The sequence below is a fragment of the Shinella sp. genome (genome assembly GCF_052438155.1).
Lineage (GTDB): Bacteria > Pseudomonadota > Alphaproteobacteria > Rhizobiales > Rhizobiaceae > Shinella.
Window position 1 is genome coordinate 26,354 of record NZ_JBQVPI010000033.1, and the last position, 16,941, is coordinate 43,294.

Sequence of the window (16,941 nt, forward strand, 5' to 3'; positions counted from 1 at the left end):
CTTCTGCCACTCCCTGCCGAAACAAACGGCGGGGAGTGTTTGTTGACGGTGCGAGGAACCGAAGGAACAGACCATGATGTGCAGGGTATTGACAGACCAGAGCCCGCGACGGTTCGCGAAGGTCAGCCGGTCGGTGCGGATCTCGGGACATTCGACCAGTGTCCGGCTCGAGACGGCGTTCTGGCAGGTTCTGGAAGGCATAGCGAAGACGGAAGGGCTGACCACCTCCAAGCTGATTTCGCAGCTTTACGCCGAGGCGATGGACTTGCCCGGCGGCATCTCCAATCTGGCGTCCATGCTGCGGACCGTCTGTCTCCTCTATCAGGAGGAATGCCGGGACGGGATCCAGGCGGCAAACCGGGCCTGAAGGCCGGTATCGGCAGACGGGCAACATCTGCTGATACCGGCCTCGCCGGATGCTGTCCGCGAGATGGTGTTGCGCGGCGCTCAATTGTCCTTGCGCTCGGGTTCGACGCGGCCTTCGGCGATCCAGCGCGCGCCGAGCACCAGCGCGCCCATGCTGAAGTCCTTGCCATGCACGGCGATCATTTCTTCCGACAGTTTGGCGATCCGCTCGAAAAAGGCGTCCTTGCTGGTGTCGTCCGTTGTGCGTTGTTCTGCTTGCATGATGTCCTCCTGCTGTTTGCTATTTGAAGATTTCATTGGGGAAGGTGATGATGGCAGTGTTGCCCAATGCATCGCCCGCCGCGAGATAGCGGCCGCTTGCTGACCATTCCAGCGCCGTGACGGGTCCGCCGATGTCCCGGATGGTCAACTCCTCCGGTGATCCGATCTCGGCGACGGCAATCCGGCCGTTTGCATAGCCTGCCGCAACCAGTGCCTTCACCGGATGCGCGGCCACGGCCTCCACCGGGACGAAGCCCGCGCGTCCCGTTGCTAGCGGCTTGGCAAGCGCCGCCGTCATCGACCAGCCGGCGATGCGATAGGCGCCGGATGCAAGAATGGTGTTGGTCGCCTCACTCCAGTCCACCGACCCGACCTGGCCTGGAAAATCGCCGAACACGATGCTCTCGCCGGTTTCAACATCCAGCAGACAGAGGACGCCGGCGTGTTGCCCGCAGCCGAGCCATCTGCCGTCCGCGCTCCATTTCAGCGACAGCGGCGGTGATGAAAGGCCGGTTTCCCATAGCGGGCCGGAATCGTCGCCGATGCGCCGAACGCTCAACTTGTCCGGGCCGGCAAGGGCGATCAGGCTGCCATCGTCCGATAGCGAGATGAGCACGGGCGCCAGATCGCCAAGATCGATCTCTCGGATCGAGGTGGGTTCGCCGGATTGCAGGCGCAACCGCCGTCTGACGACCGCCGTTGTCAGGCCTGCCGCATGGTTGTGGGCAAAAGCCGAAATCGGAGTTCTATCGGACAGGACTTTTCCCGAAATCTCGCCGGAACGCGTGACGTGGAGAAGTTCGCCGCTGGCGGTCGAGACAAGGAAGGTGCCGTCCCGATAGGCCGAAAGGGTAGCGCCTTCCTGGATGCGGGTGCTGATTAACGGCGAGGGATTGCCCTGGCGCGGTGAGATCGTCGTCTGCCCGTTGTCGATCACGATGCGTGATTCCGGCGGTTCGTTGTCGCCGATGCGGGCAAGGGCCACCGCGCCATCGGTGGAACCAATCGCCAGGATTGTGTCGTCCTCGTTGAAACAGAGCTGGCGGACTGGCGCCGGGCGCTGCCAGTTGCGCGCCAGGAGATCGAACAGGGTGACGTTGGGAATGGTCTGCTGGTTCATTTCATCCTCCCTTTGCGGCCGCGATCAGCGCATCCAGTGCGGCGACCTCCCGGTCTGCCGCTGCGATGTCTTGCGCGCAGCCGGTCTGTTCCTCGCGGATCGCGGCGGCGCTCTCCTCCCGGTCATGCAATTCCTGCACCAGTTGCTCGTTTGCGGGATCGCGGCCGATTTCCAGCTCGAGGCGCAGGATGTCCATCTCGGCCCCGGAGACCGCCTGGGTCAGCTTCAGGGCCTTCGCGGTCAGGGCCGATACGGCACCGACGAGATCGACGCGGTGGCGCATGAGATCGAGAGCGGAACGGTTTTGAATGGACATCGAAATCCTCCTGACTATGACGGCGTGTTCAGCGGCGGGTGCTGCCGCCGGTCTTCGGCGCTTTCCAGGCTTCCAGGATGGTCGGCAGGTCCGGCAGTTGCGTTCTGAACTGCCGTTCCGCCATGGAAACGTGACTGCGCAACTGATCCCAGACATCGACCCGGATCATCGTGTCGCCGGTCAGTTGCTCCATCTCTTCGACGCGGAATTGCCGGGAAAGCGAGACGCCGGAGAAGACAAAGTCGCGCAGCATGAGCGCGTGTTTTTCCGCAAAGATATGAAGCATCGGATGGGTTTCGGGGGTGATACTGGCCATCGCCAGTTCCTGGAGAATGAACTGCTGGAAGTGGGCCTGCATCAGGTGCTGCCTCTCCCCCACGAAGCGCATTGCGAAAACCAGATCCCGCTGCATGAGCCGTGCGAGTGCGGTGCTGACATCCTCGCCGGCGCTCATTCCTGCGGCCGGATCATCGTCGTCTGCCATGGCTGTCTTCCGAATTGAGAATGAAGTGGTTTATATAGGTAAAGAATAAATTCATGTCCAATGGTGTTTTATTTTCGATTCAAATGAATTTATGCTGCATGTGCTAAGTATTTAATGCGTTACATGTTGTAATTTACGATTGTAAAATAACGTTACACTTTTGATTGTCCAATTGTTGCGAGACGTGGATTGTCGGGCGTTTTTAAACTGGCACGGGCTTTGCAACGTCTATTTCACAAGAAGCCATCGCGCTTGAAGCGACGCCAGAAGAACGAAGGAGTGGGGGTACAGGTTCGCAACAGTCCGTGTTCGGAGTGACTGGGCCTTTCCCCCAAAAACCTTTGCCGTGATCCACTTGAATGGTCGGACCTTGGTCGCGCCCCGGGCGCCACCCTTTGCCGTGCCATGTCAACTTTCGCTCGCGGTGCTGATGGCGCCGTTCCAGCCGGAGCCGGGAGGCTCGCGGTTCAAACACAGTGGAGGCAAATAACGATGTCGTCTTTGACGCTCAACAAGATTACTTCGCAGCGCGGCATATCCGTCGGCGAGGCGACGAAGAAGATTTCCGACCTCGGTTGGAACCCGACCTATGTCCAGGAAGCCATGACGTTTCCGACGGACTACAAGATCACCAAGGCGCCGCGCGATCCGATGAAGCAGGTCCTGCGGTCCTATTTCCCGATGCAGGAGGAAAAGGACAACCGCGTCTATGGCGCGCTCGATGCCGCCCTTCGCGGCGACATGTTCCGTAACGTCCAGCCGCGCTGGGTGGAGTGGATGAAGCTGTTCCTCGCCATCATCCCCTTCCCGGAAATCTCGGCCGCCCGCTCCATGGCGATGGTGGCGCGCATCGCGCCCGGCGAAGACCTGCGCACCGGCTTCACCATGCAGATGGTCGACGAGTTTCGTCACTCGACCATCCAGATGAACCTCAAGAAATGGTACATGGAGAACTACATCGACCCGGCGGGCTTCGACATCACCGAGGAAGCCTTCGGCAAGTGCTACGCCACGACCATCGGCCGCCAGTTCGGCGAAGGCTTCATCACCGGCGACGTGATGACGTCGGCCTGCATGTACCTGACCGTGGTCGCCGAAACGGCGTTCACCAACACCCTGTTCGTAGCCATGCCTTCGGAAGCCGCGCGTAACGGCGACTACGCGCTGCCGACCGTGTTCCTGTCGGTCCAGTCCGATGAAAGCCGCCATATCGGCAACGGCCACTCGCTGCTGATGGCCGCCCTGAAGGAGCCGGAAAACCACCTGCTTCTGGAGCGCGACCTGCGCTACGCCTTCTGGCAGAACCACGCGATCGTCGATGCCGCCATCGGTACGCTGATCGAATACGGCACCACCAACCGCGACAAGAACAAGGAATCCTACGCGGAGATGTGGCACCGCTGGATCTTCGAGGACTACTATCGCACCTACATGCTGCCGCTCGAAAAATACGGCATCAAGGTTCATCATGATGACGTCCACGAAGCCTGGAACCGCATCACCAAGAAGAACTACGTCCATAAGGTCGCCCAGTTCTTCACGGTCGGCTGGCCGCTGAACTTCTGGCGCATCGAAGCCCAGACCGACAAGGACTTCGAGTGGTTCGAGCACAAGTATCCTGGCTGGTATGCCGAATTCGGCGACTTCTGGAAGTGGCATGCCAAGCTTAGCAAGCGCGGCGAGAAGATCATCACCTTCAACGAGGATGTCGGCTACGTCTATCCGCATCGCTGCTGGAGCTGCCTGGTGCCCTGCCTCATCCGCGAGGACATCGTGGTCGACGAGATCGACGGGCAGATCCATACCTTCGCCCATGAACTGGACCGCTGGACCGCCGTCGAGGCGTTCTCCGACGAGTACCAGGGCCGGCCGACGCCTGCCATGGGCCGCTTCAGCGGCAAGCGCGAATGGGAAACCCTCTATCACGGCTGGGATCTCGGCGATGCGATGAAGGACCTGAACTTCATCCGCTCCGATGGCAAGACGCTCATTCCGCAACCGCATCTGAGCTTCGACGCCAAGGACATGTGGACCCTCGACGATATCCGCGGGCACACCATCCAGTCGCCGCTGACCTTGCTGCGCGAAATGTCGCCGGCCGCCCGTGAGCAGCACCTCGCCGAGTATCGCGCGGGCTTCAAGATCAACGCCATCAACTGAGGCCTTTTAACCGGGTTACGACCCGCGGAGGCCGGTTTCGGCCGGCCTCCGCATCAGTCCGGGATCGGGAATTGGGAGGTTCCAGCATGGCAGAAGCTCAAAAACGACATCAGGAAGCACATAAGGTCCGTCTTGAACCGGTCGGCGTCGAGTTCGAGGTCGAACATGGCGAGACGGTTCTCAACGCCGCGTTCCGCCAGGGGATCGCGCTGCCGCACGGCTGCAAGGAAGGGCAATGTTCCGCCTGCAAGTGCGTGCTGCTCGACGGCGAAGTCGAGATGCTCAAGTATTCGACCTTCGCCCTCAACGACATGGAGAAGGATACCGGCCACATCCTGTTGTGCCGGTCGATCGCCTATTCCGACATGGAAGTCGAACTTCTCAATTACGACGAGGAGGTTCTGGCGAAATCGATTGCCGTCAAGACATTCAGCGGCCGGATTTCCGCCAAGGAAAACCTGACCCACGATATCCGCGGCATCGAGATCGAGCTCAGCTCCCCGATGAAGTTCTGGGCGGGGCAATATGTCGACATCACAGTCACCACGGAAAAAGGGGAGACGATTACGCGCTCGTTCTCCATGGCAAATACGCCGCACGAAACCCAGAAACTCTCCTTCATCATCAAGAAATACCCCGAAGGAAAGTTCTCCGGAGAACTCGATTCCGGAGGCATCCGGGTTGGAGCCGAAGTCACAGTCGTTGGACCCTATGGAACCTGCTTCCGGCGGGAGGAACGACAGGGAGCGCTAGTGCTGGTCGGTGCCGGCTCCGGCATGTCGCCGGTCTGGTCGATCCTCAACGACCATGTGAAGAGCGGCGAGACGCGTCCGGTCTACTTCTTCTACGGCGCCCGCACGCCCGACGACCTGTTCTATCTCGACCGGATAGAGGAACTCCTCAGCGCCTATCCGGACGTGACCTTCATCCCGGTCCTGTCGCATGCCGATGAGGCGAGCGGATGGGAGGGCGAACGGGGTTTTGTCCATCAGAGCGTCGACGCCATTCTGAAACAGCTCGGTATCGACGGCGAGGGTGACGTCTATGCCTGCGGCCCGCCTCCGATGATCGACGCCTTGCAGCCGGTTCTCTTCATGAACGGCTTCGAGCTGGAGCGCATCTTCTTCGACAAGTTCACCACCTCGTCCGGCGCCACCACGCCTGGCCACTGAAACGACCATCGAGGTCCGAAAGCCAACTGCAAAAAGGGAGTGAGAAACCATGACAGCGACAGCGACTTCAACAGGATCGGGTGCGGCGGGTTCCGCGGTCTTCGCCGATTCCGACAGCCGGAAATACCGCTATTACGACCCGAAGGGCCAGCGCGCCACCCATTACGAGGACGTCACCGTCGACGTTCAGCCCGATCCGGAACGCTACCTGATCCAGGACTGGATCATCTCGTTCGCCGATGGCAAGGGCGCCTATGTCAAGGACAACACGGCGGCCAGGAGCTCCAACTGGCATGCCTTCCGCGCGCCGGACCAGGAATGGGAGCGTACCCATTACCAGCGCCAGTCGAAGATCGAGACGATGGTGCAGAGCGTGATCGCCAATGCCCGCCGGGCCGGCGCGCCGAAAACCTTCGACAAGACCTGGGTCAAGATCCTGCAGGCGCATCTGGGCGCATGGAAACATGCCGAATTCGGGTTGGGCACCTCGCTGATGCAGGCGCAGCGCTACGGCTACACCCAGATGATCAACAACGCCACGCTGACCAACTCCTCCTACAAGCTCCGGCTCGCGCAGGACATCACGCTGTATCTTGCCGAAATCGGCATGGATATTCCCGGCTGGGACGACGAACTGGGTAAGAAGCACTGGCTGGAAGACAGCGTCTGGCAGGGCACGCGCGAAGCCATCGAAACCATCATGGGCGCGACCGACTATCTGGAACAGTATTTCGCGATCAATATCGTCTTCGAACCGCTGGTCGGTGAACTGTTCCGCTCCGGTTTTCTGATGCAGGCGTCGGCCGCCAACCACGACTTCATCACCCCGCCGGTGGTGTCGGCCGCAGAAGCCGACTACGAGCGCAACCTCGCCAACACGATCGACCTCATCTACCTGCTCGCCAATGACGAGATCCATGGTGCCGCCAACAAGGCGCTGTTCCAGGGTTGGGTCAAGAAGCACGGCGCGCTCGCCGACAAGGCAGCCACCGGTCTCCAGCCGATCTGGTCGATGCCGCATTCCAAGCCGATTTCCTTCCAGGACGTGCGGGCCTCTTCCGAAGAGCGCATCGCACAGATCCTCGGCGAACTCGGCCTCAAGCGCTAATCAAGGGAGAATTCAGCATGTCTACCGCAGCACGCGACGCGTCGCAGTCCAACATCTTCAAGGCGATGAAGGACATCACCTTCGAACAGACGATCTCCCACCAGTGTGGTGTCACCATGAATGACTCGGTCGAGGCGAGGGCCATCGCCGAGTTCATGGGCAAGAAGCCCGGCGTCACCGTTACCTACCAGCCGGCGATGATCCGCATCGACGGCAACGGCAAGCTGATCTTCAAGATGGACGACATCAGCGAATATCTCGGCCGCGAGATGACCGCGGAAATCTTCGAGGTGAACACGTCCACCCACTACGGCCGGATGGTGCGCATCGACGACAACGAGGTGATCCTGTTCGGCGATATGGACGAGGTCTTCGAATACATCTGACGACCCCTTGACCGGCGCACCACCATCCCGGTGCGCCGGATTGCTCAACACATTTGTTTTTGGAGGCAGACAATGTTCAAGACACCGGAAGGCAAGGAAATCTTCATCGTCGACGGCCACGTCCATTTCTGGGATGGGAGCCCGGAAAACCAGCGCAACATTCACGGCAAACAGTTCGTCGAATGTTTCTACGCCTATCATACGGCGCTCAGTCCCAAGGAACAGCTTTGGGAAAAGAGCAAATTCGAAAAATACAGCGCCGACGATCTCTATCACGACCTGTTCATCGACGGGCCGGACGATATCGCGATCGTGCAATCGACCTATCTGAAGGACTTCTACAAGAACGGCTTCAACACGGTGGAGAAGAATGCCGAGATGGCCAGGCGCTATCCCGAGCGTTTCATCGTCAATGGTTCCTTTGATCCGCGTGACGGCGAAAAGGCGCTGGAATACATCCATTTCATGAAGGAGACCTACGACATCAAGGGCGTGAAGATGTACACGGCCGAGTGGAACGGTGCCTCCAAAGGATGGAAGCTCGACGACCCGGCGGCCTATAAGTGTTTCGAGCTGTGCGAGAAGCTCGGCATCAAGAATGTCCACGTCCACAAGGGACCGACCATCCTGCCGCTCAACAAGGATGCGTTCGACGTGCATGACGTGGATCATGCGGCAACGGATTTCCAGAAGCTCAACTGGATCGTCGAGCATTGCGGGCTACCGCGCCTCGACGATTTCTGCTGGATCGCCGTGCAGGAGACCAATGTCTATGGTGGCCTTGCCGTGGCGCTACCCTTCATCCACTCGCGACCGCGTTATTTCGCGGAAGTGATCTCCGAGCTGCTGTTTTGGGTGGGTCCCGAAAAGATTCTGTTTGGATCGGACTACGCGATCTGGACCCCACGCTGGTTGGTCGAGAAGTTCTGGGCCTTCGAACTGCCCGAGGACATAAAGCAGGAGCGTGGCGTCGATCTCACGCCGGAGATCAAGGAAAAGATCCTCGGCCTGAATGCAGCCCGTCTCTACGATATCGACATCGAGGAGAAGAAGGCGGCGTTCGCCAACTCGCCCTTCAGCGTCGCGGCGGAGTAGGGATGATGACGCAGACCCGTATGTCCGCAGCCCGCCGGAGCGAGGAGCTCTGGCGGCGTCTCGAACAGGTGAACGATCCGGAACTGGACGAGCCGGTCACCGCGATGGGGTTCGTCGAGCGCGCCGTTTTTGCGCTCGATGGCAGCGTGCACATCGATTTCCGCCTGCCCACTTACTGGTGCTCTCCGAACTTCGCCTTTCTGATGCTCGACGGCATCCGCAATGCGCTCGATGGGCTTTCGTGGTCACCCGCCTACCGGGTGACGCTGCACGATCATATGTTTGCTGAAGAGGTGAACAGGGGCATCGCCGATGGAAAGTCTTTTGGTGAAATCTTCGGCGAACTTGCCGGCGATCAGGATCTTGAAAGCTTGCGCGCGATATTTCGGGCAAAGGCTTTCAAGCGGCGCCAGGAAGCCGTATTGCTGGGCCTGCGTCAGCAGGGCCTTACGGATGGCGAGATTGTCGGCATGGACCTGTCCGAATTCGACGCCGCCGGCTTTGATGCCGGCGAGGCGACAAAGCAGAAGCCGCGCTATCGCGACGCGCTGCTCGGCCGCTGGCCTGACAGGCAACCGGGTTCTGCGGCCTTCGTCACCTGGGAGGGAGATCGGATCGCGGTGGAGGCACTCGCCGCCTATCTCGCGGACCTGCGCAGCGTGCGCATCAACATGGAGTTCAGCGGCGCGCTTTGCCGGGGACTGAAGCACACGCGATACAAGGAAATGGATGTGATCGACGGTGAACCGACGCTTGTCGACTTCATCATGGACCGCGTGCCGGCTCCCTCGCACGCGACCTGAAACGCCTGCACTGAAAACAACGCCTTTCTGCAAGAGGCGCCAAATCAACAAACCGCCCGTAAGGCGGAAGGAGGACCTATGCCCAAGATTATGCTCCACAATTCCGATGCCCGGCGCGCGCTTGCCCGCGGTGTCGGCAAACTCGCCGCCGCGGTCGAGCCGACGCTCGGCCCGAAAGGCATGAATGCCATGATCGACCGGCCGCTCGGCACGCCTATGGTCACCCGCGATGGCGTCAGCATCGCCTCGGAGATCGAGTTGCACGACCGTTTCGAGAATATGGGCGCACAGGTCGTTCGCGAAGTCTCGATGCAGACCAACGAAATCGCCGGCGACGGAACGACGACGGCGATCGTGCTGGCCAATGCGCTCGTCCAGAAGGGCATAGAGGCCGGCGAACGCGGCGCCAAATCCGTCGATCTGTGCCGGGGCATCGACCTGGCCGTGGCAAGGATCGTGGAAGCGCTGAAGGCGAGCGCCAAGCCGGCGCGCAACGGCAGCCTCGCCGCCGTCGCCAACATCGCCGCCACCGACCCCGCGCTCGGCGCGCTGGTAGCCGAAGCCTATGAGCGCGTCGGCACCAGGGGCGCCATTTCGACCGAGTTCAGCGTGACGACAGAAACGACGCTGGAGGTCGTGGAGGGTATGTCGTTCGAGCGCGGATATCTTTCCCATCACATGGTCACCGACCAGGAGAAGATGGAGGCGGTTCTCGACCGGCCCTATATCCTGATGACCGACCTGAAGATCAAGGATCCTCGCTCCCTTGATGCCGTCCGGCGTCTAGCCGAAGCGGCTAGACGGCCGCTCCTGATCGTGGCGGAGGAAATGTCGCCTGAGGCCGTGCTTGCGCTTCTCGGCAAGCAGGAGACCGGCAAATACCTCGTCGTTCATCCGCCGGAATACGGCCATTGGCGCAAGGGCATGATGGAGGACCTGGCGATCCTGACGGGCGGACGCGTTATTGCGCGCGACCTTGGTGGGCGTATCGAGGATGTGACGGCTGAGGATCTCGGCACGGCGGAACGGGTGAGAACCAGCGCCTCCTACACGACCGTCGTGCGCGGTGGCGGCAACGAGGCGGCGATCGCCGCGCGCCGCGCTCAGGTACAGCGCCAGTTCGAGGCGGCCCCGCCGAATATCGAGCAGGACAAGCTGCGCGAGCGGCTTGCCAAGCTCTCCGGTGGCTCCGCCATTCTTTATGCCGGCGGTGTGACGCCCGTGGAGCAGAAGCGGACTATCCAGCTGATCGAAGATTCGCTGCATGCGGTGCGCGCGGCGGCCGAGGAGGGTGTAGTGGCCGGTGGCGGTTCGGCGCTGGCGCAGATCGCCCCTGTGCTCGATGCGATGCTTGCGACCGTCAGCGGCGATGTCGCGGAAGGGGTGAGGCTCGTCCAGTCCGTCCTGTCGCGTCCGCTATGGCGCATCGCCACCAATGCGGGCGGCGATCCGGATGCCATCATCGCGGAAGTGACGCGGGTCAACAGCGGATACGGCTACAATGCCGCTGTCGGCAAATACCAGAACATGATCGAGGCCGGCATCATCGATCCCGTCCGCGTCACCTATACGGCGCTTCGAAACGCTGCCTCGGTCGCCACGCTGATCCTAACCACCGAGACCCTGATCGGTGATCTGGAGGAGGATGAAGATCCGACCGAGGGACCGGCGCTCGGCGGCGGTGCGGAGAAGCTCGGCCGAGCGTGACACATGGCGTCGAGGGTTTCGTCGGACAGCGTGCCGCGAGATCCTCGATTTGGCCGGAAAGACAAACGCATGATTTACGCAACCTGGAGAAGATGATGACGACGCGTCCACCCCTCACGACGACCGCAGGTTCAGCGGTCCCGGACAACCAGAACTCCCTGACGGCCGGCCCGCGCGGCGGCATCATGCTGCAAGATTACCAACTGCTCGAAAAACTCGCCCACCAGAACCGCGAGCGTATTCCCGAGCGCGTTGTCCACGCGAAGGGCTGGGGTGCGCATGGGACGCTGACCATCACCGGAGATATTTCCAGATACACGAAGGCAAGCTGCCTCCAGCCCGGTGCCGTCACGCCGATGCTCGCCCGCTTCTCGACCGTTGCCGGCGAGCAGGGCGCCGCCGACCACGAACGCGATGTTCGCGGCTTCGCGCTGAAATTCTATACGAAGGAAGGCAACTGGGATCTGGTCGGCAACAACACGCCGGTGTTCTTCATCCGTGACCCCTACAAGTTCCCCGATTTCATTCACACGCAGAAGCGCCACCCGAAGACCAACATGCGCTCCGCGACGGCCATGTGGGACTACTGGTCGCTGTCGCCCGAGGCGCTGCATCAGGTCACCATCCTCATGTCGGACCGCGGCTTGCCGGTGACGCCGATGAACATGAACGGCTACGGCTCGCACACCTATTCGTTCTGGAACGATGCCGGCGAGCGCCACTGGGTGAAGTTCCACTTCAAGACCCAGCAGGGCCACAAACATTATACCAACGAAGAGGGTGAAGCCGTCATTGGAAGGACGCGTGAGGGCTATCAGGAAGCCCTCTATGGCGCAATCGAGGACAAGGCCTTCCCGCGCTGGACCGTCCAGGTGCAGATCATGCCGGAGCTGGATGCCGAAAAGACCGGCTACAACCCGTTCGACCTGACAAAGGTCTGGCCGCATGGCGACTATCCGCCGATCGAAATCGGCGTGATGGAACTGAACCGCAACCCGGATAACTATTTCGCTGAGATCGAGAGCGCCGCCTTCTCGCCGTCGAACATCGTCCCAGGCATCGGGTTTTCGCCGGACAAGGTGTTGCAGGCCCGCATCTTCTCCTATGCGGATGCGCATCGCTACCGCCTCGGAACGCACTACGAGCAGCTTCCGGTCAACCAGCCGAAATGTCCGGTCCATCACTACAACCGTGATGGCAACATGAACCATTTTGGTCTCAGAAGCGGCAATCCCGATGCCTACTACGAACCCAATACGGTTTTGGGTTCACCTGCGGAAGTGCCCTCTGCCAAGGAGCCGCCGCTCCGGATCGACGGCGCCATGGCGCGCTTCAACCATCGCGACGGCAATGACGACTACGGTCAGGTCACGGCCCTCTTCAACCTGTTCGACGCGGACCAGAAGGCGCGGCTGTTCTCCAACATCGCAGCCGCGATGAATGGTGTGCCGAGCGATATCATCGAGCGTCAGATGGTGCATTTCGTGCGTGTTCACGCGGACTACGAAGCCGGCGTCCGTACAGCCCTCAAGGCCGCGCATGGTTACGAAGCCAACACGATCAGCGAAGGTGAGGCGGCCGAGTAACAACAGACGACATCCCGCGGCAAGCGATTGCCGCGGGATGTCCTTATTCAGATGAAACCGCGCTTGATGCCGAATTGCTCCAGCTTGCGGTAGAGCGTCGGCCGTGACACGCCAAGGCGCTGGGCAACTTTGCTGAGATTACCGTGTTCGGCCCTCAGCGCAGAACGGATCGCCTGGCGTTCCGCATCCTCTAGGCTGAAGACGGCGTCGTTTGCATCCGTGTGGGGCTTTGTCCGGTCCTGCGCCGGTTCGATTACATCGGCGGGCAAATCCTCGACACCCACCAGCCCGGTGTTTGAAAGCAGGTGCAGCCGTTCGACAAGGTTACGCAGTTCGCGGACATTGCCCGGCCAGCGATAGGCGAGCAGGGCGTCCAGCGCCTGGTTCGAGAACCGGAGCGGCAGGCTCCCTCTGCGATCTGCCAGTTTGCGATTGAAATGCTCGATCAGCAGCAGGCTGTCGCTGCCGCGCGCCCTCAACGGTGGAACGCAGATGGACACCGTGCTGATGCGGTAGAAAAGATCCTTGCGAAAGCGACCGTTTGCGACCTCCACCTTGAGGTCGCGGTTCGTGGAGGCGACAAGCCTCACATCAACTGGCCGCAGCCGGCTGTCGCCCAGCCGGTTGACTGCTCTCTCTTCAAGCACGCGCAATAGGAAGGGCTGCATGTCCATCGGCATCTCGCCGATTTCATCGAGGCTGAGCACGCCACCGCTGGCGAGTTCGAAGACGCCGGGTTTGCCCTCACGCGATGCGCCCGTGAACGCCCCCCCGACATGGCCGAACAGTTCGCTGCCGAAAAGCTCCTTGGTGACGGCGCCGCAGTTGAGTGCGATGAAAGGACTGTTTTCCGATTTACGGCTTGCAGCATGGATGAGCCGGGCGAAGAGTTCCTTGCCGACACCTGTTTCGCCTTCGATCAGAAGCGATGTCACATCCTCCGTCTCGCCGATCTTGCAGGCGATCTCCACGGCCGTTCGCAGGGCTTCGCTTTCCCCAATGATCAGCGCGCGTTCGTCCTTCACCCGCTGGGACTGAGGTCTGCTGCCGATCGAGACCGTTCTGCCGTCGTCGGTTTTGGGAAAGACAAATGCCGCGCCGCGCACCTCCCCATCCAGCTCCAGAGGGCAAATGTGGCAGGATTGCATATCCTTGGGCAGCGTGGTCGCGAGGCTGTCGAGAAAGCCGGAGTTGCTCAGCTCCGGCAACCGACAGTTCCCCGAGCCTCCGCGGATCGTCTCGCCAAACCGCTGTTTTTCCGCTGCCGGTACGTTGCTGCTGTAGATGGCGCGGCCATGACGATCGATGATCATGACGCCATCGTTCGAACGATACCGGCTCGCAGAGGCAATGAAGGCTTCAAGCAATCGCATCCGCTCTTCATTCTGTGAATCGGCGAGTGCCTGCTCGATTTCCCGCGCGGCGGCCGTGACCAGAGCGATGTTGTGCGGCCGGAAAATATCGGGATAGCCCGACAGATCGACGACCCCGATGACCTTGCCATCATACGGATCGCGGATCGGCGCCCCGGCACAGGTCCAGGCCTTTATCCCCGCGCAAAAATGCTCGGCGGCATGGACGAACACAGGCTCTCCTGTCCAAAGAGCCGTCCCGATACCGTTGGTTCCGACTAGATCTTCGGTCCATTTTCCGCCAACGCCGAGATGAATGTCCATCCCATCGGAGATCGTCTTCTTGTCGCCGATGACGTTGATCAAGACACCTTCGCCATCGGCAAGCATCAGCATCGCGCCCGTGCCGCCGAGCAGCTTGCCGATCTCCCCGAAGGGCCGGGCAGCGGCGGCCAGCAGTTCCGGCCGGCTTCTGGCAAGGGCTTCGACCGCATCCTTGTCCGTCTCGATCGGCGCCCCGTTGCGCTGTGCGTCGATACCGCCCTTGGCGCAGCGCTGCCAGGAATCGTTGATCGCCGAGCGAACCGGCAGCGAGGAGCGGGCCGACGGGCTCCTGCCCTCCACCAACGATTCCCACGCGCGCATGGTGACGCGCTCATCGTAGATCGACGCCAACATAACATCGCCAGCGAGGCCGTCGGCGACAGGCAGGCGGGCCCTTGTCGGCTGTCGTGGCGTTTCGACATTTCGGCTCATACGGCTGTTCACATTCCACGTTCGAGGGAACTTGATGCCAAAATGGGTCGGCGGTGGAGGGAGGCGTGTGCCTCGTCCTCAAGTCTCAGGAGGGATGCCAAGCCGCAGACCGATATCAGCTGCCAGGTCCGTGGTGCCGTAGGACGGTCCGACGGGAACGCCGTTCATATCCGAGAGCGCCTCGGCCATTTCGTCGTCGAGCGGCGCAATGAAGCCGTTGGCCTTGATCGCCAAGGCAAACAGCCTCACGCCCTTGTGGTCGCGAATATCGCCGAAATGTTGCAATTGCCGCCCGGTGCCAACATCGACGGCGATCACACGGCCATTGGCTGTAACGCGGATTTTCGGCTCCGGCGCGTGGACCGGTGCCGTGCCGCCGATATGGATGATAAGGCCTTCCGCCTGCGGGGCCGTCTTCGGCTTTCTTGATTCCGAGTAACGGCCGCCGCTCAAGTGATCTGCAAGCTTCGTGATGACCCCGCGGTTCTGCTCTATCAGTCGCCTGGCTTCCACGTCCTCCCGACGCGGTCCGTCCCGCTTCGAAAATATTTCGACCATGAACCCTCCCAGATTCAGTCCAAATGCATTTTCTCACCCGATTATGGCAAAAGCGTACCACATTTTCACGCCCCTACCAGCGGGCAATATAGACCACGGGAAGGTCTCGGTGGTGGTATCGGGCTGCTGCATAGCGAGATTGTTGGTCCACACCAAGCGGAGCGTGGGTCTTGGGCGGATGGTTTGGCGCGGGGAACTGATCGGTGCTGAACCCGCAGTAAATTTTTGCCAAGACGCGGGGTCTCACCACCGTTGATGTCAAGAGGGAGAATTACACCTGCAGCCAAGCTCCTCCCATAGATCTTATCTACATGCTACCTTGGGGATCGGTGCGGTTTTGCGATTGAACCGCTCGAGCGACCGCGGCGCGACGTGAATGCTCCGGCGATGCGCTGTAGAGTGATCAACGCGTACGGCTCACGGCGGATACCAGGAAGCACGTGGAAAAATCACTTTTTCCCAATGCCTTAGAACTTGCAGATTCGCGCCAGCCGTTCGAATCCCATCAAAAGCTCATAGCGATAACCGCTGTCTAGCTTGCGGCTCGAAACCACTCAGTAATCTCGCACAGGCGGCAGTCGGACCGGCCTGCGCCGGGTGTAGACGATTCCGTAGCCACCGGTGATGGGGCGAGTTACGGTTGCGACCGAGCGTCGTTAGATTGCTTCAAGGCGGTCGGATGCTTAAAGAAGTGGCACGAACATCGCCGGGACACCGACAACAATGGCAAGGCTCAGAAGCACTGTAGAAGCCAGTTTCGAGCGGTTTTTTCTCCGGGTTGCCTCGCCGGTCCAATCATAAGCCATGCGTGTCCTCTCATAGGCATACAGATCGCGGTCATACTCGCGAACGCGCGACTTTGTCGCCGTTGCGTGTGTGTCGCAACCCGTAAAATTTTGAAGTTCGGGCAATTGAAGGCGCGGGAGCGCCTCGTAACGCTCGATCAGGCCCCTGTACGATCGGCGCGGTTTGAAGTCCGCAGCCACAGCCGCCCCCGCTCTGGTTGCTTGTGGGCACTTTCAGCCCCTCCCGCCGCCCTTCCCAGCGAAGCGCCGGTGTCCGTGTGCAGCCCGGCGATGGGCACCTCCGGGCTTCCCCATGGTGAAGTGACGCCGATGCAATGGTGGTGCATGTCCGACATCAGCGCCCATGCGACAGAATTGGTTTAATTGAGAAGAGAGGATTTTCGGCACATCGTAGCTCACCCAAAGGAAGCGAAGATGAGACAAAATCCGGGCCGCAGAAACCGGAGGCCGAACGGGTTCTCAAAGACATCCGCCGCGCCACCCGCGAGCACCATTCGGCTGAGGACAAAATCCGCATCGTGTTGGACGGCCTGCGCGGCGAGGACAGCATTGCTGCGATCTGCCGCCGTGAAGGGATTGTCGAGAGCCTGTATTATAGCTGGTCGAAGGAATTCCTCGAAGCAGGCAAGAAACGGCTTGCTGCGATCCCGCTCGCTCAGCGACCGGCGACTAGGTGAAGGTATTGCGCCGTGAAAGCCGCGACCTGAAGGAGGCGCTGACCGAACTCACCCTGGAAAACTGCCTGCTCAAAAAAAGCATGACTGGGCATGGGGGCGACGAGGAGTGAGATATCCGGCAAACGAAAAGCTTGAGATCATCCAACTTGTCGAGCAGTCCCATCTGCCAGCCAGACAAACACTCGGCAAGCTTGGCATCCCCCGGCCCACCTTCTATCGCTGGTATGA

The 16,941-nt window shown here is 60.6% G+C and carries 15 protein-coding genes and 1 pseudogene; 10 read left to right on the top strand and 6 right to left on the bottom strand.

Features of this window, described 5'->3' with window-relative positions; translation table 11 throughout:
- The first annotated feature begins 73 nt into the window (after positions 1 to 73).
- Positions 74 to 367 (top strand): ribbon-helix-helix domain-containing protein, encoded by a 294-nt coding sequence (locus tag ACT6VE_RS30305; RefSeq protein ID WP_444801968.1) that lies wholly within the window; start codon positions 74 to 76, stop codon positions 365 to 367.
- Between the two features lie 80 nt (positions 368 to 447).
- Here the strand turns inward: ACT6VE_RS30305 and ACT6VE_RS30310 are convergent, their stop codons facing one another.
- Genes ACT6VE_RS30310 through ACT6VE_RS30325 form a run of 4 tightly spaced genes read right to left on the bottom strand, consistent with a single transcriptional unit; the run spans position 448 to position 2,547 of the window.
- Positions 448 to 627: a hypothetical protein gene (locus tag ACT6VE_RS30310; RefSeq protein WP_444801969.1), complete on the bottom strand. Its 180-nt coding sequence runs from the start codon at positions 625 to 627 to the stop codon at positions 448 to 450.
- A 19-nt stretch (positions 628 to 646) separates the two neighbouring features.
- Complete coding sequence (locus tag ACT6VE_RS30315; protein ID WP_444801970.1) at positions 647 to 1,747, bottom strand: WD40 repeat domain-containing protein; 1,101 nt, start codon at positions 1,745 to 1,747, stop codon at positions 647 to 649.
- Position 1,748: 1 nt separating this feature from the next.
- Complete coding sequence (locus ACT6VE_RS30320) at positions 1,749 to 2,063, bottom strand: hypothetical protein (protein ID WP_444801971.1); 315 nt, start codon at positions 2,061 to 2,063, stop codon at positions 1,749 to 1,751.
- 28 nt (positions 2,064 to 2,091) lie between these two features.
- Positions 2,092 to 2,547 carry a hypothetical protein gene (locus ACT6VE_RS30325; protein ID WP_444801972.1) on the bottom strand — a complete coding sequence of 152 codons (456 nt, stop codon included), beginning with the start codon at positions 2,545 to 2,547 and terminating at the stop codon, positions 2,092 to 2,094.
- A gap of 492 nt (positions 2,548 to 3,039) precedes the next feature.
- Here ACT6VE_RS30325 and ACT6VE_RS30330 point away from each other — a divergent pair, with 492 nt between their 5' ends.
- From ACT6VE_RS30330 to katA, 8 genes are all read left to right on the top strand, one after another.
- A complete protein-coding gene (locus ACT6VE_RS30330) occupies positions 3,040 to 4,707 on the top strand; it encodes an aromatic/alkene/methane monooxygenase hydroxylase/oxygenase subunit alpha (protein WP_444801973.1) in 1,668 nt (555 codons plus the stop codon).
- 86 nt (positions 4,708 to 4,793) lie between these two features.
- A complete protein-coding gene (locus tag ACT6VE_RS30335; RefSeq protein WP_444801974.1) occupies positions 4,794 to 5,879 on the top strand; it encodes an NADH:ubiquinone reductase (Na(+)-transporting) subunit F in 1,086 nt (361 codons plus the stop codon).
- Positions 5,880 to 5,928: 49 nt separating this feature from the next.
- Entirely contained in the window at positions 5,929 to 6,987 is a 1,059-nt protein-coding gene (locus tag ACT6VE_RS30340) for an aromatic/alkene monooxygenase hydroxylase subunit beta (RefSeq protein WP_444801975.1), read from the top strand.
- A gap of 17 nt (positions 6,988 to 7,004) precedes the next feature.
- Positions 7,005 to 7,373 carry an MmoB/DmpM family protein gene (locus ACT6VE_RS30345; RefSeq protein ID WP_256115241.1) on the top strand — a complete coding sequence of 123 codons (369 nt, stop codon included), beginning with the start codon at positions 7,005 to 7,007 and terminating at the stop codon, positions 7,371 to 7,373.
- A gap of 72 nt (positions 7,374 to 7,445) precedes the next feature.
- On the top strand, positions 7,446 to 8,468 hold the full coding sequence (locus ACT6VE_RS30350) for an amidohydrolase family protein (protein WP_444801976.1): 1,023 nt from the start codon (positions 7,446 to 7,448) through the stop codon (positions 8,466 to 8,468).
- Positions 8,469 to 8,473: 5 nt separating this feature from the next.
- Positions 8,474 to 9,271: an iron-sulfur cluster assembly protein gene (locus ACT6VE_RS30355; RefSeq protein WP_444801977.1), complete on the top strand. Its 798-nt coding sequence runs from the start codon at positions 8,474 to 8,476 to the stop codon at positions 9,269 to 9,271.
- Positions 9,272 to 9,349: 78 nt separating this feature from the next.
- Entirely contained in the window at positions 9,350 to 10,978 is a 1,629-nt protein-coding gene (locus ACT6VE_RS30360; protein ID WP_444801978.1) for a molecular chaperone GroEL, read from the top strand.
- A gap of 95 nt (positions 10,979 to 11,073) precedes the next feature.
- Complete coding sequence (gene katA, locus ACT6VE_RS30365; RefSeq protein WP_444801979.1) at positions 11,074 to 12,564, top strand: catalase KatA; 1,491 nt, start codon at positions 11,074 to 11,076, stop codon at positions 12,562 to 12,564.
- 47 nt (positions 12,565 to 12,611) lie between these two features.
- On the opposite strand, the gene ACT6VE_RS30370 is transcribed toward katA, so the two are convergent.
- Both ACT6VE_RS30370 and ACT6VE_RS30375 read right to left on the bottom strand, forming a co-directional pair.
- A complete protein-coding gene (locus tag ACT6VE_RS30370) occupies positions 12,612 to 14,672 on the bottom strand; it encodes a sigma-54-dependent Fis family transcriptional regulator (protein ID WP_444801980.1) in 2,061 nt (686 codons plus the stop codon).
- Between the two features lie 78 nt (positions 14,673 to 14,750).
- The gene (locus ACT6VE_RS30375) at positions 14,751 to 15,230 is read right to left on the bottom strand and encodes a hypothetical protein (RefSeq protein WP_444801981.1); all 480 of its coding nucleotides are present in this window, start codon (positions 15,228 to 15,230) and stop codon (positions 14,751 to 14,753) included.
- Positions 15,231 to 16,503: 1,273 nt separating this feature from the next.
- Between ACT6VE_RS30375 and ACT6VE_RS30380 the strand changes: the two are divergent.
- A pseudogene (locus tag ACT6VE_RS30380) lies at positions 16,504 to 16,941 on the top strand (transposase); the annotation flags it as partial.